We start from the raw sequence: 26,480 nt of genomic DNA on the forward strand, positions 1-26,480 counted from the left end.
CTGACACCAGTAACCGTGATCCATGTTGAACCGAATACTGTTATTGCTACAAAAACTCAGGAAAAGCATGGCTATGATGCTGTTGTTCTTGGTCTTGAAGATTTGAAAGAATCAAAAGTCAGCAAAGCATACAAAGGTCAGTTTCCTGAAAATGTTTCACCGAAGCGTCATCTGAAAGAATTCAGAGACTTCGAGAAAGAAGTTGCAGTTGGAGACCAGATTGGTCTTGAATTGTTTGAAAAAACTGCATTCCTTGATGTTACAGCAACTTCAAAAGGAAAGGGATTCCAGGGCGTTATGAAACGCTGGGGCTTCCATGGTGGCCGTGCTTCTCACGGTTCAAAATTCCATCGTGAAGCAGGTGGTACAGGAAATTGTACTACACCAGGACACAGCATGAAGAACATCAAAATGGCTGGTCGAATGGGATCTGAGCGAGTTACGGTACAGAATCTTAAAATCGTCAAAATCGATCCGGAACTCAAAGTTGTGTTGGTTCGTGGGGCTGTCCCAGGAAATAAAAACTGCACGCTGATTATCAAGTCCGCGGTCAAGAAATAATCGAGGGAATACGAAAAATGGAAAAGAAAGTCTATTCAATCGATGGTAAAGAACTCCGCACAATCAATCTTGATGATAAAGTGTTCGGACTTCCTGTAAACGAAGATGTTATTTACTATGCCATCACAAATGAATTAGCAAATAAACGCGTAGGAACTGCTTGTACAAAAACTCGTGCTGAAGTTCATGGCTCAAATGCAAAGCCGTACAAACAGAAGGGAACAGGTCACGCTCGTCGTGGTGACAAAAAATCACCAATCAATGTTGGCGGCGGTACTATTTTCGGACCGAAACCCCGCGATTACAGCTATTCAATTCCAAAGAAAGAAAAGCGCCTTGCTATGAAATCAATTTTGAGTCTTCAGGCTCAGAGCGATCGACTTACAGTCATCGAAGATTTCACTGTTGAGAGCGGAAAAACAAAGGACTTGGTGAAAATCTTGAGCAATTTCGCAAAAGATGAGCGCACAGTCATTATTTTGAAAGACGACGACAAAAAAATCAAACAGGCTGGACGAAATATCCGCAATTTGTATTTCTTGTCTTATAACCGCCTTCGTGCACATGACCTCTTCTACGGAAGAAAAGTTATTATGCTTGAGGGTGCCGCAAAGAATCTTTCCGAATTCTATGGCAAACTTGAAGGGGAGGCTAAATAATGTTGTTTGATATGCATGACATTCTTATTGAGCCGGTTCTTTCTGAGAAAGCAACAGCTTTGCGTGAGCAGGGTAAGTATGTTTTTAAAGTAGATCCTTCTGCTACAAAAATCCAGATTAAAGATGCTGTAGCAAAGCTCTTCAATGTAAAAGTTGTTAATTGCACAACTGTTAATGTTGGTGGCAAGGTAAAACGGGTTCGTGGTAAACCCGGTAGAACTGCCAGCTGGAAAAAGGCGATTGTTCGTCTTGCTCCAGGAGAAACGATCAAGGTTTTTGAGGGCGTTTAAGTCCTTAGAACTTGGGAATCGTGAATCGTAAATTAAGGGGAACCAGATGGCTCTTAAAGTTTTTAAACCATATTCAGCAGGTACTCGTACCCGTATTGATTTGGTAAGAGAAGAACTGACAACAGATAAACCCGAAAAAACACTGGTATCAGGTCTTAAATCTAACGCTGGTCGTAACTCTGCTGGTCGTATCACTGTACGACATCAGGGTGGCGGTCATAAACGAAGATATCGTGTTATCGACTTCAAACGCAACAAACATGGCATTCCTGGAACGGTTAAGACTATTGAGTACGATCCGAACCGCAGTGCAAACATTGCTTTGATTGCGTATGCAGACGGTGAAAAACGTTATATCATCGCTCCAAAAGGTCTTGTCGTCGGACAGAAAATTATGGCTGGTGAGAATGCAGCTCCAACTGTTGGAAATGCACTTCCGCTCGCATCAATTCCTGCCGGCTTCACTATTCATAACATCGAACTTACACTTGGCCGAGGCGGACAGCTTGTTCGTTCTGCTGGTGCTGGTGCTACTGTTCAGGGTAAAGATGGTGATTATGTAATCGTTCGTCTTCCATCAGGCGAAACACGCCGAATTCATGGCAGATGCTATGCAACTATCGGTATCGTTGGAAACGAAGAGCGCATGAACACTCAGCTTGGAAAAGCTGGTCGCAGACGCTGGCTCGGAGTTCGTCCGACAGTTCGTGGTATGGCTATGAACCCAGTCGATCATCCGCTCGGTGGTGGTGAAGGCGCTGGTAAGGGACATGTTCCTGTTACTCCATGGGGGCAGCCATGTCGTGGTTACAAAACCCGCAACAAGCGAAAGACTTCTAGCCGGTTTATTATTTCACGCCGCAAGAAGTAGTTGCATAGGAGTTAACGGTGTCAAGATCTGTTAAAAAAGGACCTTTCATTGAAAAGAGTCTTTATAAGAAAGTTATTGAAATGAACAAAGAGTCTGACAAGAAGATGGTTAAAACATATTCTCGTTGCTCTACTATCATTCCAGAGATGGTTGGAAACACAATTAGTGTTTACAACGGTAAAGCATGGATTCCTGTTTATGTAACAGAGAATCTCGTTGGCCACAAGCTTGGCGAGTTTGCTCCGACCCGTACCTTCAAAGGTCACGGCGGCTCAGACAAAAAAGCTGATAAGTAAGGGTGGATATTATGGCTGAAAAGAAAGGTTATGTAGCCACTACAAAATTCCTGATTGCATCACCGACAAAGGTTCGCCCTGTCGCACATGTAATCAATCAGAAGTCATGCTCTGAAGCTATGGCAATTCTTGATAATATGCCGCAGAAAGGCGCTAAGTTGATTAAAGGAACTCTTAAATCAGCTGTAGCAAACGCTCTGTTCGCTAACAAGAATCTTGATGAAGATATGCTCTATGTCAAAGAAATTCGCATTGACGAAGGTCCGAGACTCAAGAGAGTTTGGTTCCGTGCACGAGGTCGTGCTGATCAGCTCTTGAAACGCATGTGTCATATCACCGTCATTGTTGACGAGAAGGCGGGGGAATAAAGTGGGTCAGAAAGTAAATCCTATCGGTTTGCGTCTTGGTATTAACAAGACTTGGCAGTCACGCTGGTATGCAAATCCTCGTGAATATGCAGACCTTGTTATTGAGGATTTGAAAATCCGCAATATGGTTAAGGCTTTGCCAGAGTGTCAGAATGCTGACATTGCAGAAATCGAAATTGTTCGTCATCCGCAGCGTGTTACTATTGTAATTCATACAGCACGCCCAGGTGTTATTATTGGTGTAAAAGGTGCTAACATTGAAAAAATCAGTGCCGAAATCCAGTCTAAACTGACCAAAAAAGTTCAGATTAAGATTAAGGAAATTAAGCGTGCTGATATCAATGCTTCACTTATTGCACAGAATATCGGTCGCCAGCTTGCAGGTCGCGGTTCATTCCGTAAGGCTCTCAAACAGTCTTCTGCAAATGCAATGAAAGGCGGAGCACAGGGAATCAAGATTCGCTTGTCTGGTCGTCTTGGTGGCGCAGATATGAAACGCTCTGAAGAGCACAAAGAGGGACGCGTTCCTCTCCATACTCTTCGTGCGGATATCGACTACGGCACATTTGAGGCACATACAACATACGGTAAAATCGGTATCAAAGTATGGGTCTACAATGGTATGAAATATGGCCGTGACCCGCAGGAAGATGCTGGTCAGCTTGTTAAAAAGCCACGCCATGATCGCTCACAGGCTTCTGGCGATGCTGAAAAACCAAGAGCTAAAAAGCCTGCTCGTGCGGCAAATGCTTCAAAGGAGTAAAGTAAATGCTTAGTCCTAAAAGAGTTATTCACCGCAAAGTACAGCGCGGTAGAATCAAAGGTAACGCAACGCGAGCCAACACAATCGATTTCGGCGAAATCGCTCTCGTAGCACTTGAGCCAGTTTGGTTGAATGCAAGACATATCGAGGCTGCTCGTGTCGCAATCAACCGTAAGCTTGAACGAAAAGGTAATGTTTGGCTTCGTGTATATCCGGACAAACCAATAACAAAAAAACCTGCTGATACTCGAATGGGTAAAGGTAAGGGCTCTCCAGAGTTCTGGGCAGCCGTTGTAAAACCAGGTGTCATTTTGTTTGAGGTTGGTGGTATTGATATTAAGCTTGCCGAGCGTGCTCTTGAGCTCGCCGCTAGCAAACTTCCTATCAAAACGAAAATCGCTTTCAAACCAACGAAAGACTAAGGAGTTAAGAAATGGCTGATTCTAAAAAAGCAAAGAAAAATTTCAAAGAACTTTCTTACGCTGAGTTGGTTGCGCAGCGAAATGAACTTAAACAGAAATACATGGATTTCCGATTCCAGATGGTAATCGGTCATGTAGATAACCCTATGCAGAAGCGTGAAATGCGCAAAGATATAGCGCGTTTGAACACCTTCATCCGAGCAAAAGAACTTGCCGGAGAAACTAAATAGGAGCTGACCCGTGGCAGAACAGGTTGTTCAGAATAAAAAGGGTGGTAAACGATCTTTTGTGGGGCTTGTAACAAGCGATAAAATGGATAAAACCATCGTTGTTTCAATCAACACTAAAAAAATGGATACCCTTTATAAAAAATATGTTACACGAACTAAGAAGTGTAAGGCACACGATGAGAAGAACGAAGCTCACATTGGAGACACAGTTCGCATCGTAGAATGCAGTCCAATCAGCAAAGATAAGTGCTGGCGACTTGCAGAAATCATCGAAAGAGCTAAATAAGCTTAAGGAGTTAAAGACATGCTTCAGATGCAATCAAATTTGACAGTTGCCGATAACTCCGGAGCTAAAAGAGCTCAGGTAATCAAGGTTCTCGGTGGTTCACACCGCCGATATGCCGGAATCGGTGATGTTGTTGTAGTAGCAATTAAGGAAGCAATTCCTACTTCTACTATCAAAGAAGGTGCAGTTGAAAAGGCTGTAATCGTTCGCGTTGCGAAAGAATACCGCCGCCCAGACGGAACCTATATCCGCTTCGACGACAATGCTTGCGTTATCGTTGATGCAGACAAAAATCCGAAGGGAAAACGAATTTTTGGACCGGTAGCCCGTGAGCTTCGTGATATGGATTGTATGAAAATCGTATCACTTGCGCCGGAAGTTCTGTAAGGAGAATTGAATAATGAACAAGAAATTCAAAATCCATAAGGACGATACCGTCCAGGTAATTGCAGGAAAAGACAAAGGTAAGCGTGGAACTGTTGTTCGCATGGTTACCAAAAAAGATGCAGTTATCGTTTCAGGAATCAACATTGTCAAAAAGGCAATGAGAAAACGAAGCCAGCAGGATCAAGGCGGAATCGTCGAGATTGAGGCTCCGTTGCACATCTCTAATGTCGCACTCGTTTGTAAAAAATGTGGTCCGACTAGAGCTGGTTATAAAATCGACGGCGACAAAAAGATTCGTGTCTGCCGTAAATGTGGAGAAGCACTGTAATGGATAATTACGTACCACGGCTTAAGAAAGTCTACAAGGACACAATCGCCCCAGAGCTCTTCAAAGAACTCGGTTACACATCCGTTATGCAGATTCCAAAACTTGTAAAAGTTGTGGTAAGCATGGGTGTTGGCGAAGCTCTCACTAACAAGAAACTCCTTGACGCCGCAGTAGCTGATATTACTCAGATTACTGGACAGCATGCTGTAAAGACTAGAGCGAAAAAGAGTATTGCAAACTTCAAACTCCGTGAGGGCAATGAAGTAGGTGTAATGGTAACATTGCGCGGTAACAATATGTATGAATTTTTGGACCGCCTTATCAATGTTGCATTACCTCGTGTAAAAGATTTCCGCGGAATCAAAGCAACTGGTTTTGACGGACACGGAAATTTCTCTCTTGGTATTACTGAACAGATTATCTTCCCAGAAATCGACTTTGACAAAATCACTAAGATTTCTGGTATGAATATCGCTATTGTAACAAGTGCAAACACTGATGCTGAGGCTAAGGCACTTCTTACTAAGTTCAACATGCCGTTCAGAAAGTAGTGAGGAATCATGGCTAAGAAATCATTGGTTATCAAGGCTGCTCGCCCACAGAAATACAAGACACGCGAATATAATCGCTGTCAGATTTGCGGCCGCCCTCGCGGTTATTTGCGCAAATTCAAGATGTGCCGTATTTGTTTCCGCAAAATGGCAGGCGAAGGCCTTTTGCCAGGCGTAACAAAATCTAGCTGGTAGTGGAGGAATAGAAATGAGTGTATCAGATCCAATCGCAGATATGCTGACTAAGATTCGTAACGCTGTTCAGGTTCGCCACGAAAAAGTTGATGTTCCGACATCAAAACTTAAGTTGGAAATTGTTAAAATCCTGAAAACAGAAGGTTACATCAAGAATTTTAAGAAAGTTCAGGAAGAAGGAAAAAATATCATCCGTATCTTCTTGAAATATGATGATTCAAATAATCCGGTTATTCATGGCGTAGAAAAAATTTCTACACCAGGACGCCGAGTTTATTCTGGTTATAAAGATTTGCCACGCATCTATAATGGCTTGGGAACTTTGATTGTTTCTACTTCTGCTGGTGTAACAACTGGTAAGAAGGCAAGCGAAAAGATGGTCGGTGGCGAATTGGTTTGCAAAGTCTGGTAATAGGAGGAAGATATGTCAAAAATTGGTAAACTTCCTGTTGCTATTCCAGCGGGAGTTACAATCACTGTAAACCCAGGGCTTGTTACTGTAAAAGGTCCTAAAGGCGAACTCAAAGAAAAAATCAATGATTTGGTTACTGTTGAAGTTAAAGGAACCGAATTGTTGGTGAAACCAGTAAATGAGTCAAAAAATGCCGGCGCAGCTCATGGCTTGTACCGCAATCTCATTCACAACATGGTAGTTGGTGTTACAGAAGGATTCACAAAAACGCTTGTTATTACAGGTGTTGGTTACCGTGCAGAAGTAAAAGGTAAAGAACTTGTGATGAACCTCGGATATTCATCTGACTTCATCGCAGTTATTCCTGAAGGTCTTACTGTTACAGCAGACGCTGCAGGTAAAGTTACTATCACTGGTAGTTCAAAACAGTTGGTAGGTGAATTCAGTGCTCAGATTCGTAAGTTGCGTGCTCCAGAGCCATATAAAGGCAAAGGAATTCGCTATGAAACTGAAGTTATCAGACGCAAAGTCGGTAAGACCGGCGTTAAATAAGGCGGTGTAACACATGTTCGTTAAGAAAATGAATGACAAAGCAAGAAAACGCCTGCATCGTAAGGTTCACATCCGTAAGTCAATCTACGGAACTGCTGCTCGTCCACGCATGACTGTGTACCGAAGCAACACAAACCTTTACGCTCAGGTTATTGATGATGATAAGGGACACACCCTTGCTTCAATTTCCACATTGGAAAAAGAATTTGCTGACCTTAAGCCAAATACTGAGGGTGCGGCAAAACTCGGTGAAGCATTTGGAAAACGCTTGCAGGATAAAAAGATTACGACTGTAGTCTTCGACCGCAATGGTTACCTGTATCATGGTGTTGTAAAGGCCCTTGCCGATGGAACCCGCAAAGCAGGTATCATTTTCTAGGAGAGTCTATGGAACGCCAGAATAAGTTTGACAAAGATCATAAAGAACAGAAAGAGTTCGTCGAAAAACTCGTAAGATTGAACCGCACGGCAAAAACTGTAAAAGGTGGTCGCCGCATGTCGTTCTCAGCTCTTACAGTTGTCGGCGATGGAAAAGGTCGCGTTGGATACGGATTTGGTAAAGCTAATGATGTATCTGAAGCAATTCGCAAGAGTCTTGATAAGGCAAAGAGAAATTTGATGTTCGTTCCTGTAAAGAACGGTACTTTGCCACATGAAATGCTCGGTAATTATAAGAGCTCTTCAATTCTCTTGAAACCGGCTTGTCCGGGAACAGGAATCATCGCTGGTGGTACAGTTCGTGCTATCATGGATGCAATTGGAGCAACTGATGTTATTTCTAAGTCCTTGGGATCTTCAAGCCCTGTCAATGTAGTTCGCGCTACATTCAATGCTCTTGAAAGTCTCATGGATGCTAAAGAAATTGCGTCTAACAGAGGTAAATCTCTGCAGGATATGTGGGGTTAATTATGGCTAAGAAAATTAAAGTTACTCTCGTAAAGAGCGTTATCGGTCAGAAACCAGAGAAAAAGGCGACTGTCCGCAGTCTTGGTCTTAAAAAGATTAGCTCTTCAGTTGTTCACGAAGCAACTCCTTCCATTCTCGGAATGGTAGATTCTGTTGCTCACCTTGTAAAAGTAGAGGAGGCTGAATAATGTCTGATTTTCTTTTGCACGCACCAGAGGGTGCTAATAAAAAGCCGAAGAGAGTAGGACGCGGTTCTTCTTCTGGACTCGGTACAACAGCAGGAAAGGGAAACAAAGGTCAGCAGTCACGATCAGGAACTGGAGTTCCGTATGTTGGCTTTGAAGGTGGACAGATGCCTCTTTATCGTCGTATCGCTCACCGCGGTTTCTCTAACTATCCTTTCAAGAAAGAATATGCTATCGTCAATGTTGAATCTCTTGAGCAGAAATTTGCTGCTGGAGAGACTGTTGATAAGGCTGCTCTTGTATCAAAAGGTTTAGTTAAATCTTCAAGCAAATTGGTTAAAATCCTTGGAAACGGTGATTTGACCAAGAGCCTTACAGTTGATGTTGACAAGGTTTCTGCTTCGGCAAAAGCTAAAATCGAGAAAGCTGGTGGCTCTGTAAAGGCTGCTGAAGAAACAAAATAAAAAAGTAGTCTTTGGAGAGGCAAATGGCAAACAATCCAATTGCAAATATGTTCAGAATTAAAGAATTGCGTGATCGCATTTTCTTTACTTTTGTTGTACTCGTCGTTTTTCGTCTCGGTTGTGTTCTTACAATTCCGGGAATCAATGCTCAGGTTCTTGTTACATATTTTGAGGATCTTGCTAAGCATAACAAAAACGCGTTTGCCAGTTACATGGACTTCTTTGCCGGTGGTGCATTCTCTAATTTCTCTGTGTTCATGCTCGGTGTTATGCCTTATGTATCAACACAGATTATCTTGCAACTTGCGTTGATTATCTTCCCGTCGCTCAAACGAGCGGCTCAGGAAGATGGTGGTCAGCGCAAAGTTGCGGCTTGGACTCGAATCGGTACGGTTTTTGTCTGTTTGATTCAGTCTTTGGCTGTAACCGTGTATGCAGCGAGTATTCCTGGGGCTATTGCTTTGGAGAATCAGCTCGCATTCAAGTTGCTCGCAATGCTCACTGTCACAACAGGTGCAATGATTACTATTTGGCTCGGTGATCAAATTACAGCACACGGTATTGGTAATGGTATTTCAATGCTCATTTTTGCCGGTATCGTTGCTCGATTGCCACATGCATCTATTGAACTCTATCATCGAGTTCAGGATGGATTAAATCCTGTCTTTGTAATTATTGTTTTGCTTATGTTCATTGGAATTATCGCCTTTGTTGTTTACGAACAGTCTGGGGAACGAAAGATTCCTGTGCACTATGCTAAGCGTGTAGTTGGTCGAAAAATGTATGGCGGACAGAGCACATACATTCCATTTAAAATCAATCCGTCGGGAGTTATTCCGGTAATTTTTGCATCATCGTTTTTAACTTTCCCGTTGCAGATTGTCCAAAGTTTTGGCGCTAACCAGAATTCAGCCCGCTGGATTGTCGCTCTTTCAGCGAAACTCAATCCGACTGGCTTACTCTACAATGTTCTTCTTGTTCTGTTGATTATCTTCTTTGCATACTTCTACACACAGGTAACCCTGAACCCCACAGAAATCGCAAAGAATATCCGTGAAAACGGCGGTTCTATCCCTGGAATTAGAACTGATAAAACAGAAGAATATATGCAGAAAGTTCTGAATAGACTTGTATTGCCGGGCTCTCTTTATCTTGCTGCAATCGCAGTTTTGCCGACAATCATCCAGAATCTTTTTGGCTTCCCTCAGTCAATTTCTATGCTGATGGGAGGTACCTCGCTCTTGATTTTGGTTGGTGTTGACTTGGATACTATGAGTCAGGTTGAAGCCCTTCTTAAGATGCACCATGCAGATGGTTTTGTTAAGAAAGGCAAATTACGATCAAGAAATTTGTAGATTTTATAAGAATTTAGCAAAATTTCTTGGTTTTCCTGTAGAATAAGATTGGGGATTTATGGTATACTCATCGAACTTGGATTGTAGTTCATTGCGAACTGCCATGATTCAAGCATAGTATACTATCCCCAGGGGGACTTTTATGAAAGTACGAACCAGCGTAAAGCCCATCTGCGATAAGTGTAAGGTTATCAAACGAAACGGAATCATCCGTATCATTTGTTCAAATCCGAAGCATAAGCAGAAGCAGGGTTGAGGAGTAACAGATGGCTCGAATTGCGGGAGTTGACCTCCCAAATAAACATGTCTTTGTTGCATTGACCTACATTTACGGTATTGGTCGTTCATCAGCAATGACAATTTGCGAAAAGACAAAGGTTGATCCAAACAAAATGATTAATGATTTGGATCAGGACGAATTGGCAAAAATCCGTACTTTGATTGATTCAGAGTATAAGGTTGAAGGTCATCTTCGTTCAGAAATCGGTCTTAACATCAAGCGTCTGATGGACATCGGTTGTTACCGTGGTCTTCGTCACCGAAAAGGCTTGCCGTGCCGTGGTCAGCGTACACGCACTAATGCACGCACTCGAAAGGGCAAGAAGAAGACTGTCGCTAACAAAAAGAAGGCAGTCTAATTAGACGGAGGATTTTAGGTAATGGCAACCGCAAAAAAGCGAAAGGAAAAGAAGAGCGTATACGAGGGAAATGTTTATATCCAGGCTACGTTCAACAATACTATCGTAACTATTACAGACTTGAACGGAAATGCTCTTTCTTGGGCATCTTCTGGTGGACTCGGATTCCGCGGAGCAAAAAAATCAACTCCGTTTGCCGCACAGACTGTTGCTGAGTCGGCTGTTCAGAAAGCTGTTAGCTATGGTCTTCGTGAAGTCCATGTATTTGTTAAAGGTCCGGGAATGGGTCGTGAGAATGCCGTTCGTGCACTTGGTAACTTGGGATTGAAAGTAAAGTCAATCGCAGATACAACACCAATTCCGCACAATGGATGTCGTCCTCGCAAAACTCGCCGCATGTAACTTGAATTCACAGGGGCAGGATTTTTTCCTGTCTTCGTGAATTTTTGTGTTTCTCTTTGAAACATTGTTACTATGATAGTTGGGAATCGGAAGAGACGGACTCTTCTGAGTGAAACAGTAGCTCCTGTATGAGCTCTATAATTTAAAAAGGAGTTCAGATGGCTCGTAAAAACTTGCTGAAAGGTTTTAAAAAACCAAAAACCGTTCAGTTCGATCATCTTGAAACGAACCCAAATTACGGAAAGTTTACAGCTTATCCTTTTGAGACAGGTTTCGGAACAACAATTGGAAATGCACTCCGCCGTGTACTTCTTTCATCTATTCAGGGATATGCAGTCTCCTCTGTAAGGATTACTTCTTACGATGCAGATGGAGTTCCGCATGTTATTTCTAGTGAATTCGAAACAATTCCAAATGTTTCGGAAGATACTTTGGAAATCTTGAACAGTCTCAAGCTTATGCGCTTGAGATTGCCAGAAGATGTTGAGCAGGATACGCTTCTTTTTGATTTCAAAGGTCCTGGTACAGTCAAGACTGATGATTTTGCAAGAGAAGGTCAGCTTGAGATTCTTACGAAGGGTGAGACAGTCTTTACAATGATGGAAGGCGCTCATGTTGAGTTTGAAATTCAGGTTGATTTGGGAAGAGGTTATGTTCCGGCAGAAGTGAACGAGCATTATATCGAAGTTGTTGGCACAATTCCGATGGATGCAATCTTTACTCCTGTTACAAAAGCTAAATACATGATCGAGCCCTGCCGAGTTGGTCAGCGTAACGATTATGACAAGCTTGTTCTTGAAGTATGGACTGATGGAACTATTTCTCCAGAAGATGCATTGGCAGAAGCTGCAAAAATTGCGAAAGATCATTTCTCGGTTTTTGTAAACTTTAATGACAGTGATGTTTCTGGAACAGATGATTTTGATGAGGGCGACGAAAAAATTCGTCAATTGCTTAATACTCCAGTCGAGGAGCTTGAGCTTTCAGTTCGTTCATCAAATTGTCTTAAAAATGCGAATATTCGCACAATCGGCGAATTGACTAGAAAAACTGAAGACGATATTGCCAAAACAAGAAACTTTGGTAAAAAATCTCTTACAGAAATCAAAGAAAAGCTCCTTGAATGGAACTTGAACTTGGGCATGACTGATTACAGTCATCTTAAAAATTCAGTCAATTTGGCAAAGCCAGCACAAAAGGAAGAATCCAATGAGAAATAAGACAGGATTTAATCCACTTTCACGCACAGCCGCACATCAGCGTGCAATGGCGCGAAATATGGTGACTTCACTTTTCAGATTTGAGCGTATTACAACTACTCAGGCTAAGGCTAAAGAAGTTCGTAAAGCTGCTGAAAAGTTGATTACTCGCAGTAAAGTAGATTCTGTACACAACCGCCGTACTGCTGCTAAGTTTGTTCAGGATGAGAAGATTTTGAATAAGCTCTTTACAGAAATTGGTCCTCGCATGAAGGATCGCAATGGTGGTTATACACGAATTCTTAAACTCGGTTTCCGTCAGGGCGATGCCGCTGATGTTGTAATCCTTGAATTGGTCGACTACAAGTTGCCTTCAAGCGAAGACGAAGCACCGGCAAAAGCAAAGAAAGCTGAGTCAAAGAAAGCAGAGCCAAAGGCTGAAGCAAAGAAACCGGCTGCAAAAAAAGCTCCTGCAAAGAAAGCTGCATCAAAAGCTAAGACTGCAGAGAAAGCAGCTCCTGCTGAAGAAGCAAAATAAAGGAGTTAAGTATGTCTAAAGCACATCGCGGAACTGGTGTTCGCACTGAATTTAATCACGGTCGTGGTAAATGCCCACGCTGTGGAACTGAAAATGTCAAAGTTCTTTATGAAAAAGAAATTGACGGCAATACAGTAAAAATTTGCAAACGCTGCAATGCTGAACTGAAAAATATTGCAAAAAAAGAAGCACGAGCTAGTAAAGCCGCAGCTGCAGCTGCCGCACCTGCTGAAGAAGCTCCAGCAGAAGCATAAGTTTAATTCAAACTATGCCAAGCCGCTCCTTGATACAGGGGCGGCTTTATTTTTTAGGATAATCTATTTACATGATTCGCAGTTCTTGTTGTTTGGCGTGTCGCATGATGAGCAACAGCAAGAATCGTCATCGCATGAAGAAGAGCAATCACAAGAGTCGCAAGTCGTGCCTTTCTGTGCTTTTGTAATTCTGCCCATTTCTCTGAGCATTTTGACGTCGCCCTGGATTGTGCTGCCGCTGGTGGTGAGCATGTTGCCAGTGATTGTGGCTGAGCAGCCGGATTCAAAGGCTTTTTTGCCATTTTCTGAAAGAAGCTTGCGGCCGGCGGCGAGTCGGATATTTGCTTCCGGATTGATGAAGCGGAACATTGCCATAGTTCGTAAGATTTCTTCTTCGGTAAGCGGTGTGTTCTTTTCAAATGGAGTGCCTGGAATTGCCATGAGGGCGTTGATTGGGATTGAGCGGATGCCCAGTTCATGAAGGGAGAGCGCCATGTCGATTCGGTCTTCAAAAGTCTCTCCCATGCCGATGATTCCGCCGGAACAGACGCAAAGGCCTTCTTCCTGGGCGATTTTGATTGTCTCGATTTTCATGTCGTAGCTGTGACTTGTGCAGATGTTGGGAAAGTTTCGACGAGAAGTCTCAATATTGTGATGATAGCTCGTAACGCCCGCTTTTCTGAGCCTCTTGAATTGCTCCCGGTTGATAAAACCCATTGACGCGCAGAGATTTATGCTCAATTCCTTGTTCATGCGTTCGTACACATGGAGTGCTTTTTCAAAATCCTCGCCGGTCAGAGCCCGGCCAGCCGTAACGATTGCGAAACGGTTTACTCCCTCGTCTTGGTTTGATTTTGCCTCAGATATGATTTTTTCTTCGTCCAAAAAAGAATATTCCTCACAGCCGGTGTGATTATGGGCGCTCTGTGCACAGAATTTGCAGTTTTCGCCGCATTTTCCGCTCCGTCCGTTGATAATCGTGCAGAGGTCAACTCGGTCGCCTTTAAAATGAGCGCGGATTTTGTCTGCGGCTTTTGTCAGTTCTCTTATATCGCAGGTTTTGAAAAAGGAAAGGTCGTCTGTGCGTCCGAAGCGTTTCCCTTTTATGATGTCATCTGAAAGTTCGTTTAAGTTTATCATTTTTTTTACCTCATAAAAAAAGCCACGCCTAGACGATGCTTAGAAATTGGGTAGAATCGTTGTCTGCTTGTGACTTTTCTTTAGTGTAACGAAAATCCACAAAATTGTAAACTTAAAACTGAAAGTCAGCGTTAACAATAAAAATAATAATTTTTTTTCTCTTTCCCTATTGACATAGTAGGTAATAAATCTTATAGTGTAGATACCTACCAACCTAGTAGGAATAAATAAAAAAGCAGGAGAAAAATTATGGCAAATAAACTTCATTTCGAGACACTTCAACTTCATGTAGGACAGGAACAGGCTGACCCGGTAACGGATTCACGGGCAGTTCCGATTTATCAGACGACTTCTTATGTCTTCCACAATTCAAAACATGCGGCTGACCGATTCGGCTTGGCGGACGCGGGTAACATTTACGGTCGCTTGACCAATTCTACTCAGGATGTGCTTGAAAAGCGAGTTGCGGCATTGGAAGGTGGCGTTGCAGCTTTGGCGGTGGCTTCTGGCGCGGCGGCTATCACTTACACGATTGAGGCTTTGGCTCAGGCTGGAGACCACATTGTCGCCCAGAAAACGATTTACGGCGGCTCTTACAATTTGCTTGCCCACACTTTGAAGGATTTTGGAATCGAGACGACTTTTGTTGACGCTCACAACTTGGCAGAAATTGAGGGCGCAATCAAGGCAAATACAAAAACTGTTTATTTGGAGACTCTGGGAAACCCGAATTCGGACATTCCTGACATCGACAAAATCGCTGAAATCGCTCACAAGCATGGTCTTCCCCTTGTAATCGACAACACTTTCGGTACTCCTTATTTGATTCGGCCGATTGAGCATGGAGCGGACATCGTTGTTCACTCGGCGACAAAATTCTTGGGCGGTCACGGAACGACTTTGGGTGGAATCATCGTTGATTCTGGAAAATTTGACTGGAAGAAGAGCGGAAAGTATGCTCCAATCGCCGCACCTAACCCAAGCTATCACGGAATTTCATTTGCTGACGCTGTGGGACCGGCTGCTTTTGTCACTTACATCCGGGCAATTTTGCTCCGTGACCAGGGGGCAACAATCAGCCCGTTCAATGCCTTCCTTCTTTTGCAGGGCGTTGAGACTCTTTCACTCCGTCTTGACCGTCATGTGGAAAATACAAAGAAAGTCGTGGAATTCTTGAGCAAGCATCCTCAGGTAGAGAAGGTAAATCATCCGTCGCTTAAAAATCATCCTGACCATGCCCTTTACGAGAAGTATTTCCCCAATGGTGGCGCCTCAATCTTTACTTTTGAGATTAAGGGCGGTAAGGAAGCGGCCTGGAAATTCATCGACAACTTGAAGATTTTCAGCCTTTTGGCAAATGTCGCTGATGTCAAATCACTGGTCATTCACCCGGCAACAACGACTCATTCCCAGCTCACCGACGAGGAACTGAAAGATCAGGGAATCAGCCAGAGCACAATCCGTCTTTCAATCGGAACTGAGCATGTTGATGACATCATCGCTGACCTTGAAGCAGGCTTTGCGGCAGCTAAGTAATTATATTCGAATTCCGATTATGAGTTTGTCCTCGCCGTTTTCTTTGACGAGGGCGGCTCTGGTACTTGCGGGGTGAGGCTCGCCGTTCAGCATGAGGCGGTAATGGAGTGAGAAAGAATTTTTTTGCTCTATTTCCGCTATAATGTTTTTTAAAGTGAATTTCTCGATAAAAAGCGGTACATCGTCTTTAAAGAGTGTTATTTTTGCGTTTTTATGAGAGGTAGCGAAAAAGTCGTTTCCCTGTTTCGATATTCCCAGCGATTCGTAGTCTTTTGAAGCATTGTATTCGGTGTAGGATTCAGTTTTAGGGTCAACAATGTACATACAGATAAAATCGCCGGAAAGAGCCATAAGCCGGGAATAGATGATTTCGTCCTGCTTTGCCTTTTTGAGCATTTTCTGCTGTTTTATCTGGGAGTCAACATTGCTGAGGGCTATGATTATATAGTCACTGTCATGCTTCATTCGCATAACTTTCATATTCACATAAACCAGCCCGCTTTTTCGCATTATTTGGTAGGTCATTGCGAATCTTCCGTGTTCGTCGATTTCGCTGAGAATATTTTCTTTGTAAAAAGTTTCGAGGAATATTTTTTTATCATCCTGAAGGAGAACTTTTGCTGCCATGTTACGGATTTGTTCAAAGAAGTTTTCGCCATGCTTTTCTGATGTCATAATGTCTTCACCTAAGCCGGTGGAATATTCGATGAATTCTTCTGTTTTTAGATTAACATAAAATAGATGAAAATAATCTGCTGCCAGGGCTTTTGCAATGTTGGCGTAAGTCGATCCTTTTGCGGAGTCTTTGACTGACAGAACTGCAACTGCAAGAGCAGTGCGTTTTGTAATGGGATTTTCTGCCAGTCTGCGGATGAAATAATTTGCCTGTGAGCCATCTGGTAAAATTTCGTCGGTGAAAGTGCGTTTTCCATCTTTTGCGACTTGGAGAACGCTTTTTATGAAGGCAGTGCCGGCACTATGCAAAATTTCTGAAATCGGAATAGGCTTACCCATAAGTCCAAAGCCGAAGGACTTGGAGAAAAATTTACGGTAAGACTGATTTGTGCGGACAAAACGTATTGATGTGTCCTTTACTTCAATGATTGCCATGGGGAGCATGTTGAATACATTGCTGAAATCCTGCTCGTTTCCGTAAGAAATTACGGCCAGGTCATGGAGGTTTACGCGGCCGACGGCTTCGTAATAGTGAGTCTCATCCGGATTCTCAAAACCGATTTGTATCTTCTTTTCGATTCGCTCAAGAATTTGCTCAATGGGAATGGGCTTGCAATAGTAATATCCCTGAATTTTTGAGCAGCCTATTTCCTTAAGGAATTGAAGCTGCTCTTCGCTCTCAACGCCTTCGCAGATTGTGTCTGCACCGATGGAGAAAGCCATTCTCATAAGTTCGGTGAGAATGATTTTGCCGTTGTTTTTTTCGTTGAACTGGCGCATAAAACTCATGTCGAATTTTATGAGGTCAAAAGGAATTTCTTTAAGGACATTGAGGGATGAGTAGCCGCTTCCAAAATCATCCATCCAGACAGGAAAGCCCAAGTCTTTAAATCGGTTGATTTGCCGGAGCATGAAGTCAAAGTTGCTGCCAACTACGCTTTCTGTAATTTCTATGCTGATTTTATTGCGGGGAAAGCCTGCCAGATCAACCCTCGTGCGGATTTCCTCAACGATGTCGCAGGACTCGAAATCTGAGCGGGAAAGATTGATTGACTGGGGTATGACTTCAATTCCTTTGGACTGAAAGAATTTCATTTTTTCAAGGACTCGTTCCAGAACATAAAGATCGAGCTTGTAAATGAGTTTTTCTTCTTCGAGGACGGGAATAAAATCGGCCGGAGACAGAAAGCCTTTGATTGGGTCTATCCAGCGGGCGAGAGCCTCTTCGTCACAGACTTTGCCGTTGACTGCGCGGATAATCGGCTGATAGTAGACCGTAATCCAGCGTTCAGCGATTGCCCTGTTGAAATTTTCGATAATGTAGCGGTGATTTTCTTCGGCAAGGCGGATTTTCTGGTCATAATAGTTGATTGCCGAAACTTTCTCATCTTTTATGGAATCGCAGGCGAGTTTTGCCCGGTCACATGCCGAATAGATGCTGATTTCTTCAGTTTTGCAGGGATAAATACCTATATGTATGTATAGCCCCCCCCCCACTTGTATGAGAGGGATTTTGCCCATTAAGGAAGAAAGCTTTTGCTCAAGACCTTCTTCTTCTGTAATGAGGGTAAAATGAGCACCACCCAAGCGGCAGCAGTTTTCCCTGTCGAAAATGTTGGACAGGAGTTTTGCAAAAGACTGGAGGATTTTATTTCCTTCCGGGAAGCCGTTTTTTTGATTGTAAGATTTTAAACCGTGAAGGGTGATAAAGAGAATTGCAGGTGAACCGTGATTTTTTTTGATGCTTTCCTTTCGTGCCGTGGAAGTTTCAAAGAAGTAGGTCATAGTGGGTAGCTGGGTTAAATAATCATAATAATTGGCGTCCATAAAGATTATTTTAACATGAAAGTATATAGATAGCAAATTTTTTAGATTAGAAAGCGTTCAAGATAAATTAAAGTTAGGGCTTGAACAAGCGATTTCCTTATGATAAATTTTGTTTCTGTAGGAAGTAACAATTATGAAAATTATAAACAAACCGCTCGCATTTGCCTCGCTTGTAATTGCTGTTATGGGGCTTTTTGTGGTGGCTTTGTCATCTGTCAAAATATTCAGAAGCAAAACCGTGGAACGCTTGGAAAGAATCCGCTACGCTAAAGTTCTTGAGATGGAAAGCGGACTTTTGCCTGAGCGAAAGCTTGCCGTGCAGCTGGCAAAATCTCCTGCTGTTGTTGATTACATGGAGAATCCGGGTGATGAGGGCGTACGGGAACTTGCCTTCCGCGATTTTGAGACTTTTCAGGAATCTTTTTCATCTCACAGGACTTTTTGGATTTCTGACGCTGACTTAAAATACTACTCCAACATGGAATTCATCTACGATCTTGATAAATCTGACCCTGGAAGCGCATGGTATCAGATGACTATAGACGCTAATTTACCCTTCCAGTTTTATGTGGATTACGATATCGGTCTTAAAAAGACATTTATGTGGGTAAATGTACTCGTCTACAACGAAAACCGAAAGGTAACTGGCATTACTGGAACTGGAGTTGAGCTTAACGATTTTGTCCAGTCGATGTATCAGAGTCTTGAAGATGGCGTTACCATGTATATGTACAACGGAAACAAGGAAGTTTCGGCATCAACGAATGTGAGCGACCTTGAAAACAAAGTCCCGATTACAAGTGCCCTGCCTGAGTTGAATGATGTAGAGAATCTTTTGCCGTCTAAAACGGAAGTTTATACGACAATGAGCGGTGTCTATCTGATTTCGCCGATTGACGCCCTGCGCTGGGAGCTTGTGCTCTTTGTTCCCTTTACGGTGAAAGATTTTTTTGCCAATGCAATCGTTCCTTTCGCTGTTTTTGTGATTCTGCTTGCACTTTTGTTAATCGCCTATTCAATCCGAAGCCTTTTTGCACCTCTTTCTGAGGTAAATGTCACGGTTAAGGATATTGCTTCCGGGGAGGGTGATTTGACCCGCCGGCTGAATACGAATCTCCATACTCCTTTCAAATCCATTCATAGTCTGGTCTCTTATTTCAATGCCTTTATGGAAAAATTACAGGGGATGATTGGAACTATCAAAAATTCCAGCGACAACCTTGATGTGGTTTCGCAGAATATGAAAGAGAGTGTTTCTTCTGTTTCCAATTCAATGACCTCAATCCGACTGGGAATCGGAACTGTTCAGGAACAGGTTAAAAATCAGTCAGAGGGCTTTGAAGAGACTACGGATGTGGTGAAAGATGTTGCCGCAAGCATAAATACCGTTAACGAGATGATTGACTCGCAGACAAAAAGCATCCGGGAGTCTTCTGCGGCGGTTTCGAAGCTTTTAAAGGGAATTGAGCAAATCAGCACTTCCATGGAAAGCATGGCAGCTTCTTTCAATCAGCTGGATAGTGCGGCTCAGAGCGGAATGTCAAAGCAGCAGAGGGTGAATGACAGGATTTCGCAGATTGAGCAGCAGTCACAGATGCTCCAGGAAGCGAACATGGCTATTGCTTCAATCGCAAGCCAGACGAACCTGCTGGCTATGAATGCGGCCATTGAGGCGGCTCATGCAGGTGAAGCTGGAAAGGGCTTTGCGGTAGTTGCCGACGAAATCAGGAAACTTTCTGAAACTTCTTCCGGTCAGTCAAAAACAATCGGTGACCAGCTTAAAAATATTCAGGATTCTATCAGCGAAATAGTCCTTGCCTCGCAGGAAACAAGCCAGTCATTTTCAGGAGTATCTGCACAAATCCAGGAGACGGATTCTCTCGTGCAGTCAATCCGCACTTCTCTTGAAAGTCAGAATGAAGACTCACGGACTGTAATCGCCTCGCTTTCTGCCATGGACAAAACGGCCGAAAATGTGCGGGACGCCTCCCTTAAAATGGCAGGAGGAAGCAGACATGTACTTGAAGAAATGGATAAACTGAAGGTTTCTCTTCAGGCAGTCCAGAGCAGCATGTTTGCGATGTCGGAAAACGCTCAGAGTGTCGTGAAAAGCGGAATGCGGCTTGATGAATGTGTAGAAAGCCTTGATGAAAATGTGAATAAACTTGGCTCTGATGTAAGAAAATTCAAGACAGTGTAAAAATAGAAAAGGGAAGGGGAGAAGTCTCTCCCCTCGCGGGCCGAGAAAGGAAAGGAAAAACTCAAAATTGATTATTACCTATTGACAAGGTAGGTAATAAAGGGTAGAATAAAAGTAGGTTTGGAACTATATTTGAAAAAAGGAGAAATTATGGCGCATATTTACACTTCAGCTGACCAGCTTATCGGTCACACACCTCTTCTGGAACTTTCTCGCATTGAGAAGGAATTTAATCTTCAGGCAAAAGTAATTGCCAAACTGGAATATTTTAACCCGGCAGGAAGCGTCAAAGACCGTGTCGCTAAGGCAATGCTTGATGACGCTGAGGCAAAGGGCATCCTAAAAGAAGACTCTACTATTATCGAGCCGACTTCGGGGAACACGGGAATCGGTTTGGCGAGCGTTGCGGCTGCCCGCGGTTATCGCGTAATCATCGTTATGCCGGATACCATGAGCGTGGAGCGACGCCAGTTGATGAAGGCTTATGGAGCAGAACTTGTTCTTTCTGAAGGCTCAAAAGGCATGAAGGGCGCAATCGCTAAGGCTGAGGAAATCAAGGCGACAACGCCGAACAGCTTTATCGCAGGTCAGTTCGTGAACCCGGCCAATCCAAAGGCTCACCTTGAGACAACGGGTCCTGAAATCTGGGAAGACACTGACGGCAAAGTTGATTTCTTCGTGGCAGGCGTCGGAACTGGCGGAACGGTCACTGGCGTCGGTCAGTTCTTGAAGTCAAAGAACAAGGATGTGAAAATCGTGGCAGTTGAGCCAAAATCTTCTGCAGTGCTTTCAACTGGCGTTCCTGGCGCCCACAAAATTCAGGGAATCGGTGCGGGCTTTGTTCCAGATGTTTTGGACACAAAGGTCTATGACGAAATCATCGCCGTTGAGAACGATGACGCATTCAAGACTGGCCGTTTGGTCGGCGTGAAAGAGGGCGTTTTGGTTGGCATTTCTTCGGGAGCGGCTTTGTGGGCAGCAATCGAAGTTGCGAAACGACCGGAAAACAAGGGCAAGAACATCGTGGTTCTCTTGCCAGATACAGGCGACAGATACCTTTCCACACCGCTTTTCGCTGACTAGAAAGGATAGCCCCAAAAATTTGTAATTTTTTAAACCTCGTGATATACTAGGTTGAAGTCTAGTTGCACGAGGTTTTTTTATGATTGTTTCTACACGAGGTCGTTACGCGCTTAGGGTTTTGGTTGATTTGGCGGAGCATAGTGAGGATGAACGAATTCCCCTTAAAGATGTTGCGGAACGGCAGGAAATTTCACAGAAATACATTGAGTCGATTATGACACTTCTCTCAAAAAACGGTTTTGTGGACGGCGTTCACGGAAAGGGTGGCGGTTACAAGCTTAATCGTGCGCCAGAAGATTATAAGGTGGGGGATATTTTGCGTCTTACCGAGGGAACTTTGGCTCCGGTTGCCTGTCTTGAAGCGGGGGCGGCTCCTTGTCCCAAAAAAGAGCATTGCCGCACAATTCCCATGTGGACGAAACTTGACGAGCTGATTGAGGGATATTTGGATTCGGTTTCCATAAAAGATTTGATGAAAAAATAACAATTCAGTATAATAGACAGACTTTAGTTTTAAGGAAAATAAAATGGCAGAAAAAGATTTGTGTCCTTGTGGCTCTGGAAAAAAATATGGCGAGTGTTGCCAGCCAATCATTAAGGGAAGCGTAAAGGCACCCACGGCAGAAGCTCTCATGCGCGCCCGCTATTCTTCTTACGAAAAACAGGAAATTGACTTTATCATCAATTCATGCGAAGAAGGCGAGAAAATTGCAGAAATCGACCGCAAGGCAACTGAAGACTGGGCTAAAAACTCTACATGGCACGGTCTCAAAATCTTGCGCACCGAAAAGGGCGGCGAGAACGACGAGGAAGGAATCGTTGAATTCGAGGCGACTTACACTGACAAGGGCGGCTTGCGTGACATTCACCACGAGGTCGGCTACTTCAAGAAAGTCAACGGCGAATGGCTCTACTCTGTGGGCAGCGTAAAACCTATGACAGTCGTTCGTGAGGGCGCAAAAATCGGTCGAAATGATCCTTGTCCCTGCGGAAGCGGCAAAAAATATAAGAAATGTTGCGGACGATAGTTCCTAATAGAAACAGTTAAATGAAACAAATTATTACTGGCTTTCATGCCATCGAAGAGAAAGTTCGCTCAGCCTGTGAATCAGGCAAAATCGAGGGGCTTTCTCTTTCTTATTCTAAGATTGGTCCCCGCGTAAAAAAAATCCTTGATGTGGCGAAAACGGCGGGAATTCCTTGTTCTCAAAGCGACAACAAAATGCTGGATTCCCTCGTGCAGAATTTGCCTGAGGTTGCCAGAGACCACCGTGGAATCGTGCTTGTTTTTGAGGGGGCTAAAGAAAGTCCTCAAAACGAAGTGAATTTCGACACATGGATTGCAGAAGCAGCCCTTTCCGAAGATAAAAGCACTATTGTCGTTCTTGACGAAATCACTGACCCTCATAATGTTGGCGCGATTTTGCGTTCATGCGACCAGTTTGGCGTAAGTCTTGCGCTAATGCCTCAGCGAAACAGCGTGGGAAATGTAAGCGAGAATGAAATCATCGCCCGCGCTTCGGCGGGGGCGAGCAGCTATGTTCCTTGCGCTGTGGTAAAAAACTTGAACCGGGCCGTGCAGAAAATCAAAGAGGCTGGCTTTTGGGTTTATGGAGCGGACGCAGGCGGTGAGTCTGTGCAGAAACTTACTTTCCCTGCAAAAACTTGTATTATCATGGGGAGCGAGGGTAGCGGAATCAGCCGTTTGCTTGAAGAGCAGTGTGACTCAATCGTCTCAATCCCGACTTGCGGTAAAATCGACAGCCTGAATGTTTCAGTGGCGACAGGCGTGCTTCTCTACGAGCGTTACAGGCAGAGTTTGGATTAAAATTTGACGCGGATAAATGCGGATTTTTTTTCTGTGTCTGCCCGCGATTCATCCCTATCTGATTTTTTCGAGGTACTAAAATTGACACTTTCATATTTTTTCACGGTCTTGTTGACTTTCTTCGTGGCGGAGATGGGCGACAAGACTCAGCTCATGCTTTTTGCCCTCACTTCAAAATACAAAATCCGCAGTATCATTCTAGGCACGGCGGCGGCTATTCTTGTAATAAATGGTATTTCTGTGTGTGCAGGCGGTCTTCTCAATGAATTCCTCAAGGCTCACCTTTGGATTGTAAAGCTGATTGCGACGGCGGCTTTTTTCTATTTTTCGACGACTTCCCTGATTAAAAAAGAAGATGAGGAAGGGGTGGGCGACTCAAAAATCTCACTGGCTTCCCTTGCGGTTTTCTGTATTTTCTTTATCGCGGAGCTTGGCGACAAAACCCAGCTTTCGGCAATCACATTCGGTGCGACTAACGGCCTCAATCCGGCTCTTTTCTTTGTCTGGCTTGCCTCTTCAATCGGTTTTTTTGCGGCTGACATCATCGGTCTTGTCCTTGCCTTTATCTTGCACGGAAAAACTCCTGACCGCTTCTTTAAATTACTGGCCTTCGCGGTTTTTGCAGTCTTTGGATTCGTGAATCTTTATGAAGTTCTACTTGATTTGAATGCACAGTTACTTCTTCTTCCGATTATGGCAGGCTCTGCATTCCTTTTTACAGGAATTTGTGCTATTATTATACTTAGAAATCGAAAGCTTCATTAGGAGAAATCTATGTTTCATATAACTACCAATAAAACTGAAGAATCTTGGGCGCGTTCTGACATTAAAAACGCAAAACCAAGTGAAGACTCAAACGAAATCCTTGAGCGAATCAACAAATTGAGCACAGAAGGCATGTCTTATGAGGCGGCGATTGATTTTTTTAAAACGCAGTTGGGGACTTGGCGACGATTTTATAAAGAAGATGATAAAGTTGAGGTTGATGAAGCCTGGACTGCCGATAACAAGCGAGTTACACAGATAAAGAGTCTTAACATTGTGTTTTATGTGCGAGAGGTAGATGCCCGAACTATTAAAATTCGAAGCGGTTTTTATGACACGATTAAGACTTCTTGCAAAAAACTTTTTGAAGATGATAAAAGTCAGTTTGAAATTCTGGAAGGGGCAAAGTAAAACAAATTGGGCGCAACCGCCACAAATGGCGGTCGCGTTGGCTTTTACATCAATTTTTTGACAGCTGCAGCGATTTTTTCGTCTTTGCAGTCACGGAAGAAAAGCTCGCTGAACTTTTCGCCGGCGAATGCTCCCTTTACCAAATCCTTGTCCAAAGATTCAAGAATCTCGACGAATGGCTTGAATGCTTTTTCGCGCACGCCGTCCAGGATTTTTTTGTTGCGCTGCTCTGGTTCTGCTCGCTCACGAGGATAGCCCTGTCCGCTTGGCTCAGAGAAGAGTTTTTCGAAAATGTATTCCAAGTTCAGGTCGCCGCCCCAGCCGAAACCGAGTGCGAACGGAATTGAAATTGCGTTTCCGTCGTTAATCTGAGCGAATGTGTAGGCATCCAGTGGAGTTGCCACATGACCGCAGATTACGCCTGGGAAGCTGTTCAAAGCAAGCATTGCGCCTTCGCCAGTGCCACAGCCAGTGATTACATAATCAACTGCCTTTGAGTTCAAGAGAGTTGCGGCCAGAATGCCGTTCTGAACATAGGTGAGGGAAGGTGAGTCGGCTGAGTACATTCCGTAATTTACGACTTCAAATCCGTGGGCATCAGCAACTTTTTTGAGAGCCTTGTAGATGACTTCATTTTTTGCTGCCTGAGAATTTTCGTTAATCAATGCGATTTTCATATAAACTCCTATTTGTAATATTTCTTCTATATATAATAGATGATTTTATTATTTAGGGATAGTGGGCAAAAAAAATCCTGGACAATCAGAATGAAGTTCTGGAAAATTTTCGTAAAGATATAGACACTTTTTTTGTTTTTATATATAGTAATGACATGACAAAGGCGTCGTAAATAAAGAGCTTATTGTGTCCATTTGGATTCACTGAGGCTTTTTATTTATGACGCCTTTTTTGTTTCCGTGTGAAGCAAGAAAAAAGACGCCGAAATCGGCTGAGCCAGAATAGGAGAAAAAAATGGCAATCAAAGAATTTAATGTTAAGAACGCTTATTGTAAGCGCGTTTGGGACGAGCTCAAAACTCGTTATGCTGATCAGGAGCACTTCCTTCAGGCTGCAGGTCTCGTTTTGGAGACTCTTTCACCGGTCGTTGACACAATGCCTGAGCTTGAGAACACAGCCGTTCTTGAGCGTTTCGTTGAGCCGGAGCGAATCATTATGTTCCGTGTTCCTTGGACAGACGATCAGGGAAAACCTCATGTAAACCGTGGTTTCCGCGTTCAGTTCAACTCTGCAATCGGACCTTACAAAGGAGGCCTCCGCTTCTCTCCAGAGGTTGGTCTTGATGTCCTTAAATTCCTGGGATTTGAGCAGGTTCTTAAAAACTCTTTGACAACTCTCCCAATGGGCGGCGGCAAAGGTGGCTCAGACTTCGACGGTCACGGAAAATCAGACGGCGAAATCATGCGCTTCTGCCAGAGCTTCATCACTGAGCTTTACCGACACATCGGTGCTGACACAGATGTTCCAGCCGGCGACAAAGGCGTTGGCGGAAAAGAAGTTGCTTACATGTTCGGTCAGTACAAGAGAATTACAAACCAGTTCACTGGCGTTCTCACAGGAAAAGGCCTGGACTTCGGCGGTTCTTTGATTCGTCCGGAGGCTACAGGTTACGGTCTTATCTATTTCGCAGAGTGTATGCTCAAGGCTGCCGGAACTGACTTCAAGGGCAAGACAGCAATCATCTCTGGTGACGGAAATGTCGCTCAGTACGCTTGTCAGAAAGTCACACAGTTGGGCGGAAAGGTTATCACTTTGTCTGACTCAACAGGTTACATCCTCGACGAAGACGGAATCGATGCTGAAAAGCTCGCTTATGTTATGGAATTCCGTGGCCGCAAAGAGAAAATCGACGCTTATGTCAAAAAATATCCAAAAGCAAAATTCT

The 26,480-nt window shown here is 43.7% G+C and carries 39 protein-coding genes; 36 read left to right on the forward strand and 3 right to left on the reverse strand.

Going from position 1 to position 26,480, the window contains the following annotated elements; translation table 11 throughout:
• The 27 genes from rplC to B2089_RS08220 form a co-directional block, all read left to right on the forward strand.
• Positions 1-561: 50S ribosomal protein L3 (rplC, locus tag B2089_RS08090; RefSeq protein WP_296686684.1), on the forward strand; the 561-nt coding region annotated here is incomplete at its 5' end.
• A gap of 17 nt (positions 562-578) precedes the next feature.
• Positions 579-1,220 (forward strand): 50S ribosomal protein L4, encoded by a 642-nt coding sequence (gene rplD, locus B2089_RS08095; RefSeq protein WP_296686688.1) that lies wholly within the window; start codon positions 579-581, stop codon positions 1,218-1,220.
• Positions 1,220-1,510, forward strand: a complete 291-nt coding sequence (locus B2089_RS08100; protein WP_296686691.1) for a 50S ribosomal protein L23 — start codon at positions 1,220-1,222, stop codon at positions 1,508-1,510. Before rplD ends, B2089_RS08100 begins: the two co-directional genes overlap by 1 nt.
• A gap of 46 nt (positions 1,511-1,556) precedes the next feature.
• Positions 1,557-2,381, forward strand: coding sequence for a 50S ribosomal protein L2 (gene rplB / locus B2089_RS08105; RefSeq protein ID WP_296686695.1), 825 nt, complete (start codon positions 1,557-1,559; stop codon positions 2,379-2,381).
• Between the two features lie 17 nt (positions 2,382-2,398).
• Positions 2,399-2,677 carry a 30S ribosomal protein S19 gene (gene rpsS, locus B2089_RS08110; RefSeq protein WP_296686697.1) on the forward strand — a complete coding sequence of 93 codons (279 nt, stop codon included), beginning with the start codon at positions 2,399-2,401 and terminating at the stop codon, positions 2,675-2,677.
• An 11-nt stretch (positions 2,678-2,688) separates the two neighbouring features.
• Positions 2,689-3,045, forward strand: coding sequence for a 50S ribosomal protein L22 (gene rplV, locus B2089_RS08115; RefSeq protein WP_296686700.1), 357 nt, complete (start codon positions 2,689-2,691; stop codon positions 3,043-3,045).
• Position 3,046: 1 nt separating this feature from the next.
• Positions 3,047-3,808, forward strand: a complete 762-nt coding sequence (rpsC, locus tag B2089_RS08120; protein WP_296686703.1) for a 30S ribosomal protein S3 — start codon at positions 3,047-3,049, stop codon at positions 3,806-3,808.
• A 5-nt stretch (positions 3,809-3,813) separates the two neighbouring features.
• Positions 3,814-4,230, forward strand: coding sequence for a 50S ribosomal protein L16 (gene rplP, locus B2089_RS08125; protein WP_296686705.1), 417 nt, complete (start codon positions 3,814-3,816; stop codon positions 4,228-4,230).
• 11 nt (positions 4,231-4,241) lie between these two features.
• Positions 4,242-4,460: a 50S ribosomal protein L29 gene (gene rpmC, locus B2089_RS08130; protein WP_296686708.1), complete on the forward strand. Its 219-nt coding sequence runs from the start codon at positions 4,242-4,244 to the stop codon at positions 4,458-4,460.
• A 10-nt stretch (positions 4,461-4,470) separates the two neighbouring features.
• Positions 4,471-4,746, forward strand: a complete 276-nt coding sequence (gene rpsQ, locus B2089_RS08135; RefSeq protein ID WP_296686709.1) for a 30S ribosomal protein S17 — start codon at positions 4,471-4,473, stop codon at positions 4,744-4,746.
• 18 nt (positions 4,747-4,764) lie between these two features.
• Positions 4,765-5,133: a 50S ribosomal protein L14 gene (gene rplN, locus B2089_RS08140; RefSeq protein WP_296686711.1), complete on the forward strand. Its 369-nt coding sequence runs from the start codon at positions 4,765-4,767 to the stop codon at positions 5,131-5,133.
• A gap of 13 nt (positions 5,134-5,146) precedes the next feature.
• On the forward strand, positions 5,147-5,461 hold the full coding sequence (gene rplX, locus B2089_RS08145) for a 50S ribosomal protein L24 (protein WP_296686715.1): 315 nt from the start codon (positions 5,147-5,149) through the stop codon (positions 5,459-5,461).
• Complete coding sequence (gene rplE, locus B2089_RS08150) at positions 5,461-6,012, forward strand: 50S ribosomal protein L5 (RefSeq protein ID WP_296686718.1); 552 nt, start codon at positions 5,461-5,463, stop codon at positions 6,010-6,012. The genes rplX and rplE overlap by 1 nt, the downstream gene beginning before the upstream one ends.
• A 9-nt stretch (positions 6,013-6,021) precedes the next feature.
• A complete protein-coding gene (locus B2089_RS08155; RefSeq protein ID WP_296686721.1) occupies positions 6,022-6,207 on the forward strand; it encodes a type Z 30S ribosomal protein S14 in 186 nt (61 codons plus the stop codon).
• A gap of 13 nt (positions 6,208-6,220) precedes the next feature.
• Positions 6,221-6,619, forward strand: a complete 399-nt coding sequence (gene rpsH / locus B2089_RS08160; RefSeq protein ID WP_296686724.1) for a 30S ribosomal protein S8 — start codon at positions 6,221-6,223, stop codon at positions 6,617-6,619.
• A gap of 12 nt (positions 6,620-6,631) precedes the next feature.
• The gene (gene rplF, locus B2089_RS08165) at positions 6,632-7,171 is read left to right on the forward strand and encodes a 50S ribosomal protein L6 (RefSeq protein ID WP_296686728.1); all 540 of its coding nucleotides are present in this window, start codon (positions 6,632-6,634) and stop codon (positions 7,169-7,171) included.
• A 13-nt stretch (positions 7,172-7,184) separates the two neighbouring features.
• A complete protein-coding gene (gene rplR, locus B2089_RS08170) occupies positions 7,185-7,550 on the forward strand; it encodes a 50S ribosomal protein L18 (RefSeq protein ID WP_296686730.1) in 366 nt (121 codons plus the stop codon).
• A gap of 8 nt (positions 7,551-7,558) precedes the next feature.
• On the forward strand, positions 7,559-8,077 hold the full coding sequence (gene rpsE, locus B2089_RS08175; RefSeq protein WP_296686733.1) for a 30S ribosomal protein S5: 519 nt from the start codon (positions 7,559-7,561) through the stop codon (positions 8,075-8,077).
• A 2-nt stretch (positions 8,078-8,079) separates the two neighbouring features.
• Positions 8,080-8,265 carry a 50S ribosomal protein L30 gene (rpmD, locus tag B2089_RS08180; protein ID WP_296686736.1) on the forward strand — a complete coding sequence of 62 codons (186 nt, stop codon included), beginning with the start codon at positions 8,080-8,082 and terminating at the stop codon, positions 8,263-8,265.
• Entirely contained in the window at positions 8,265-8,726 is a 462-nt protein-coding gene (gene rplO, locus B2089_RS08185) for a 50S ribosomal protein L15 (protein WP_296686738.1), read from the forward strand. The genes rpmD and rplO overlap by 1 nt, the downstream gene beginning before the upstream one ends.
• Before the next feature lie 23 nt (positions 8,727-8,749).
• Positions 8,750-10,081 carry a preprotein translocase subunit SecY gene (gene secY / locus B2089_RS08190; protein WP_296686742.1) on the forward strand — a complete coding sequence of 444 codons (1,332 nt, stop codon included), beginning with the start codon at positions 8,750-8,752 and terminating at the stop codon, positions 10,079-10,081.
• 142 nt (positions 10,082-10,223) lie between these two features.
• Positions 10,224-10,337: a 50S ribosomal protein L36 gene (gene rpmJ / locus B2089_RS08195; RefSeq protein ID WP_184660867.1), complete on the forward strand. Its 114-nt coding sequence runs from the start codon at positions 10,224-10,226 to the stop codon at positions 10,335-10,337.
• A gap of 10 nt (positions 10,338-10,347) precedes the next feature.
• Positions 10,348-10,719: a 30S ribosomal protein S13 gene (rpsM, locus tag B2089_RS08200; RefSeq protein WP_296321971.1), complete on the forward strand. Its 372-nt coding sequence runs from the start codon at positions 10,348-10,350 to the stop codon at positions 10,717-10,719.
• A gap of 21 nt (positions 10,720-10,740) precedes the next feature.
• Positions 10,741-11,121, forward strand: coding sequence for a 30S ribosomal protein S11 (gene rpsK / locus B2089_RS08205; protein WP_296321975.1), 381 nt, complete (start codon positions 10,741-10,743; stop codon positions 11,119-11,121).
• A gap of 158 nt (positions 11,122-11,279) precedes the next feature.
• On the forward strand, positions 11,280-12,341 hold the full coding sequence (locus tag B2089_RS08210; protein WP_296321978.1) for a DNA-directed RNA polymerase subunit alpha: 1,062 nt from the start codon (positions 11,280-11,282) through the stop codon (positions 12,339-12,341).
• Positions 12,331-12,858 (forward strand): 50S ribosomal protein L17, encoded by a 528-nt coding sequence (gene rplQ / locus B2089_RS08215; protein WP_296321981.1) that lies wholly within the window; start codon positions 12,331-12,333, stop codon positions 12,856-12,858. Before B2089_RS08210 ends, rplQ begins: the two co-directional genes overlap by 11 nt.
• A gap of 11 nt (positions 12,859-12,869) precedes the next feature.
• A complete protein-coding gene (locus tag B2089_RS08220) occupies positions 12,870-13,112 on the forward strand; it encodes a hypothetical protein (protein WP_296321984.1) in 243 nt (80 codons plus the stop codon).
• Between the two features lie 63 nt (positions 13,113-13,175).
• Here B2089_RS08220 and bioB read toward each other — a convergent pair whose 3' ends face one another.
• Entirely contained in the window at positions 13,176-14,252 is a 1,077-nt protein-coding gene (gene bioB / locus B2089_RS08225) for a biotin synthase BioB (protein WP_296321987.1), read from the reverse strand.
• A gap of 249 nt (positions 14,253-14,501) precedes the next feature.
• On the opposite strand from bioB, the gene B2089_RS08230 reads away from it, so the two are divergent.
• Positions 14,502-15,788 (forward strand): O-acetylhomoserine aminocarboxypropyltransferase/cysteine synthase family protein, encoded by a 1,287-nt coding sequence (locus B2089_RS08230; protein WP_296321990.1) that lies wholly within the window; start codon positions 14,502-14,504, stop codon positions 15,786-15,788.
• Here the strand turns inward: B2089_RS08230 and B2089_RS08235 are convergent, their stop codons facing one another.
• Complete coding sequence (locus tag B2089_RS08235) at positions 15,789-18,290, reverse strand: EAL domain-containing protein (protein WP_296321995.1); 2,502 nt, start codon at positions 18,288-18,290, stop codon at positions 15,789-15,791.
• A gap of 133 nt (positions 18,291-18,423) precedes the next feature.
• Between B2089_RS08235 and B2089_RS08240 the strand changes: the two genes are divergently transcribed.
• The 7 genes from B2089_RS08240 (at position 18,424) to B2089_RS08270 (ending at position 24,577) form a co-directional block, all read left to right on the forward strand.
• Positions 18,424-20,490, forward strand: coding sequence for a methyl-accepting chemotaxis protein (locus B2089_RS08240; protein ID WP_296321998.1), 2,067 nt, complete (start codon positions 18,424-18,426; stop codon positions 20,488-20,490).
• A 150-nt stretch (positions 20,491-20,640) separates the two neighbouring features.
• Positions 20,641-21,573 (forward strand): cysteine synthase A, encoded by a 933-nt coding sequence (gene cysK, locus B2089_RS08245; protein WP_296322000.1) that lies wholly within the window; start codon positions 20,641-20,643, stop codon positions 21,571-21,573.
• Between the two features lie 79 nt (positions 21,574-21,652).
• The gene (locus B2089_RS08250) at positions 21,653-22,057 is read left to right on the forward strand and encodes an RrF2 family transcriptional regulator (protein WP_296322003.1); all 405 of its coding nucleotides are present in this window, start codon (positions 21,653-21,655) and stop codon (positions 22,055-22,057) included.
• 43 nt (positions 22,058-22,100) lie between these two features.
• Positions 22,101-22,601, forward strand: a complete 501-nt coding sequence (locus tag B2089_RS08255; RefSeq protein WP_296322005.1) for a YchJ family protein — start codon at positions 22,101-22,103, stop codon at positions 22,599-22,601.
• Between the two features lie 20 nt (positions 22,602-22,621).
• Positions 22,622-23,401, forward strand: coding sequence for a 23S rRNA (guanosine(2251)-2'-O)-methyltransferase RlmB (rlmB, locus tag B2089_RS08260; protein ID WP_296322008.1), 780 nt, complete (start codon positions 22,622-22,624; stop codon positions 23,399-23,401).
• Between the two features lie 81 nt (positions 23,402-23,482).
• Complete coding sequence (locus B2089_RS08265) at positions 23,483-24,166, forward strand: TMEM165/GDT1 family protein (protein WP_296322011.1); 684 nt, start codon at positions 23,483-23,485, stop codon at positions 24,164-24,166.
• A 9-nt stretch (positions 24,167-24,175) separates the two neighbouring features.
• Positions 24,176-24,577 (forward strand): hypothetical protein, encoded by a 402-nt coding sequence (locus tag B2089_RS08270; RefSeq protein WP_296322014.1) that lies wholly within the window; start codon positions 24,176-24,178, stop codon positions 24,575-24,577.
• 44 nt (positions 24,578-24,621) lie between these two features.
• Here B2089_RS08270 and B2089_RS08275 read toward each other — a convergent pair whose 3' ends face one another.
• Positions 24,622-25,254, reverse strand: coding sequence for an RpiB/LacA/LacB family sugar-phosphate isomerase (locus B2089_RS08275; RefSeq protein ID WP_296322016.1), 633 nt, complete (start codon positions 25,252-25,254; stop codon positions 24,622-24,624).
• Positions 25,255-25,549: 295 nt separating this feature from the next.
• On the opposite strand from B2089_RS08275, the gene B2089_RS08280 reads away from it, so the two are divergent.
• A partial coding sequence (locus B2089_RS08280) for a Glu/Leu/Phe/Val dehydrogenase dimerization domain-containing protein (protein WP_296686756.1) occupies positions 25,550-26,480 on the forward strand: 931 nt, incomplete at its 3' end.

This window comes from Treponema sp. UBA3813 (genome assembly GCA_002368605.1).
Classification (GTDB): domain Bacteria; phylum Spirochaetota; class Spirochaetia; order Treponematales; family Treponemataceae; genus Treponema_D.

Excerpts from the sequence above, each read along its gene's own strand:
- B2089_RS08230 (WP_296321990.1), top strand. The coding sequence starts at position 14,502 with ATGGCAAATAAACTTCATTTCGAGACACTTCAACTTCATGTAGGACAG.
- rpsH (WP_296686724.1), top strand. The coding sequence starts at position 6,221 with ATGAGTGTATCAGATCCAATCGCAGATATGCTGACTAAGATTCGTAAC.
- rpsM (WP_296321971.1), top strand. The coding sequence starts at position 10,348 with ATGGCTCGAATTGCGGGAGTTGACCTCCCAAATAAACATGTCTTTGTT.
- secY (WP_296686742.1), top strand. The coding sequence starts at position 8,750 with ATGGCAAACAATCCAATTGCAAATATGTTCAGAATTAAAGAATTGCGT.
- rplV (WP_296686700.1), top strand. The coding sequence starts at position 2,689 with ATGGCTGAAAAGAAAGGTTATGTAGCCACTACAAAATTCCTGATTGCA.
- rpmD (WP_296686736.1), top strand. The coding sequence starts at position 8,080 with ATGGCTAAGAAAATTAAAGTTACTCTCGTAAAGAGCGTTATCGGTCAG.
- rplD (WP_296686688.1), top strand. The coding sequence starts at position 579 with ATGGAAAAGAAAGTCTATTCAATCGATGGTAAAGAACTCCGCACAATC.
- rpsK (WP_296321975.1), top strand. The coding sequence starts at position 10,741 with ATGGCAACCGCAAAAAAGCGAAAGGAAAAGAAGAGCGTATACGAGGGA.
- rplX (WP_296686715.1), top strand. The coding sequence starts at position 5,147 with ATGAACAAGAAATTCAAAATCCATAAGGACGATACCGTCCAGGTAATT.
- rpmJ (WP_184660867.1), top strand. The coding sequence starts at position 10,224 with ATGAAAGTACGAACCAGCGTAAAGCCCATCTGCGATAAGTGTAAGGTT.
- rplO (WP_296686738.1), top strand. The coding sequence starts at position 8,265 with ATGTCTGATTTTCTTTTGCACGCACCAGAGGGTGCTAATAAAAAGCCG.
- rplQ (WP_296321981.1), top strand. The coding sequence starts at position 12,331 with ATGAGAAATAAGACAGGATTTAATCCACTTTCACGCACAGCCGCACAT.
- rpsE (WP_296686733.1), top strand. The coding sequence starts at position 7,559 with ATGGAACGCCAGAATAAGTTTGACAAAGATCATAAAGAACAGAAAGAG.
- rplB (WP_296686695.1), top strand. The coding sequence starts at position 1,557 with ATGGCTCTTAAAGTTTTTAAACCATATTCAGCAGGTACTCGTACCCGT.
- B2089_RS08270 (WP_296322014.1), top strand. The coding sequence starts at position 24,176 with ATGTTTCATATAACTACCAATAAAACTGAAGAATCTTGGGCGCGTTCT.
- cysK (WP_296322000.1), top strand. The coding sequence starts at position 20,641 with ATGGCGCATATTTACACTTCAGCTGACCAGCTTATCGGTCACACACCT.
- rpmC (WP_296686708.1), top strand. The coding sequence starts at position 4,242 with ATGGCTGATTCTAAAAAAGCAAAGAAAAATTTCAAAGAACTTTCTTAC.
- rplE (WP_296686718.1), top strand. The coding sequence starts at position 5,461 with ATGGATAATTACGTACCACGGCTTAAGAAAGTCTACAAGGACACAATC.
- B2089_RS08155 (WP_296686721.1), top strand. The coding sequence starts at position 6,022 with ATGGCTAAGAAATCATTGGTTATCAAGGCTGCTCGCCCACAGAAATAC.
- rplR (WP_296686730.1), top strand. The coding sequence starts at position 7,185 with ATGTTCGTTAAGAAAATGAATGACAAAGCAAGAAAACGCCTGCATCGT.
- bioB (WP_296321987.1), bottom strand. The coding sequence starts at position 14,252 with ATGATAAACTTAAACGAACTTTCAGATGACATCATAAAAGGGAAACGC.
- rplF (WP_296686728.1), top strand. The coding sequence starts at position 6,632 with ATGTCAAAAATTGGTAAACTTCCTGTTGCTATTCCAGCGGGAGTTACA.
- rplN (WP_296686711.1), top strand. The coding sequence starts at position 4,765 with ATGCTTCAGATGCAATCAAATTTGACAGTTGCCGATAACTCCGGAGCT.
- rplP (WP_296686705.1), top strand. The coding sequence starts at position 3,814 with ATGCTTAGTCCTAAAAGAGTTATTCACCGCAAAGTACAGCGCGGTAGA.
- B2089_RS08235 (WP_296321995.1), bottom strand. The coding sequence starts at position 18,290 with ATGGACGCCAATTATTATGATTATTTAACCCAGCTACCCACTATGACC.
- B2089_RS08240 (WP_296321998.1), top strand. The coding sequence starts at position 18,424 with ATGAAAATTATAAACAAACCGCTCGCATTTGCCTCGCTTGTAATTGCT.
- B2089_RS08100 (WP_296686691.1), top strand. The coding sequence starts at position 1,220 with ATGTTGTTTGATATGCATGACATTCTTATTGAGCCGGTTCTTTCTGAG.
- B2089_RS08210 (WP_296321978.1), top strand. The coding sequence starts at position 11,280 with ATGGCTCGTAAAAACTTGCTGAAAGGTTTTAAAAAACCAAAAACCGTT.
- B2089_RS08255 (WP_296322005.1), top strand. The coding sequence starts at position 22,101 with ATGGCAGAAAAAGATTTGTGTCCTTGTGGCTCTGGAAAAAAATATGGC.
- B2089_RS08220 (WP_296321984.1), top strand. The coding sequence starts at position 12,870 with ATGTCTAAAGCACATCGCGGAACTGGTGTTCGCACTGAATTTAATCAC.
- B2089_RS08275 (WP_296322016.1), bottom strand. The coding sequence starts at position 25,254 with ATGAAAATCGCATTGATTAACGAAAATTCTCAGGCAGCAAAAAATGAA.
- rlmB (WP_296322008.1), top strand. The coding sequence starts at position 22,622 with ATGAAACAAATTATTACTGGCTTTCATGCCATCGAAGAGAAAGTTCGC.
- B2089_RS08250 (WP_296322003.1), top strand. The coding sequence starts at position 21,653 with ATGATTGTTTCTACACGAGGTCGTTACGCGCTTAGGGTTTTGGTTGAT.